This window comes from Bradyrhizobium nivariense, from assembly GCF_029846695.2.
Classification (GTDB): Bacteria; Pseudomonadota; Alphaproteobacteria; order Rhizobiales; family Xanthobacteraceae; genus Bradyrhizobium.
Genome location: NZ_JARWCR020000207.1, coordinates 1 through 823, shown reverse-complemented (window position 1 = coordinate 823; position 823 = coordinate 1). Strand labels below are relative to the sequence as shown.

General features: G+C 63.9%; 1 pseudogene. It reads left to right on the top strand.

The window, feature by feature from the left end:
* Positions 1 to 823, top strand: a pseudogene (locus tag QCM77_RS45965) (IS3 family transposase); the annotation flags it as partial.

Sequence of the window (823 nt, the reverse complement as noted above, 5' to 3'; positions counted from 1 at the left end):
TTGGCCGAGCAGATGCTGGATGCGGCGGCGCTGCGTGAGCTTCTTTCAAAAAAATGGTAGGGCCCGCCGCCAAGCGCGAAGCTGTCGCGCATCTGCAGGCCGAATTGGGACTGTCAGAACGGCGGGCCTGCATCATCGTCAGCGCCGACCGCAAGATGATCCGTTATCGGTCGAGCCGGCCGCCCGATGCCGAACTGCGGGTCCAACTGCGCGAACTGGCCAACGCCCGCCGGCGCTTCGGCTATCGGCGGTTATTCGTGCTGCTGCGTCAGCATGGCGAGCCGTCCGGGCTGAACCGTATCTACCGGCTTTATCGGGAGGAAGGCCTCAGCGTGCGTAAGCGCCGGGCTCGCCGCCGCGCGGTCGGCACCCGGGCGCCGATCCTGCTCGAGGCCCGGCCGAATGCCCGTTGGTCGCTGGATTTTGTCCATGACCAGTTTGCCAATGGGCGCCGGTTCCGGATCCTCAACATCGTCGATGACGTGACCCGGGAATGCCTGGCGGCGATCCCCGATACTTCGATCCCGGGACGGCGGGTGGCGCGCGAGCTGACGGCGTTGATTGGTCGCCGCGGCAAGCCTGGCATGATCGTCTCGGACAACGGCACCGAGTTCACCTGCAACGCCATTCTGACTTGGTCAGAGGACAACCAGATTGCCTGGCACTTTATCGCGCCAGGCAAACCGATGCAGAACGGCTTCTGTGAAAGCTTCAACGGCCGGATGCGAGACGAGCTTCTCAACGAAACCCTGTTCTTCGGCCTTGATCACGCCCGAACCAGGATTGCGGCGTGGGCCCATGACTACAATAGCCACCGCCCGCA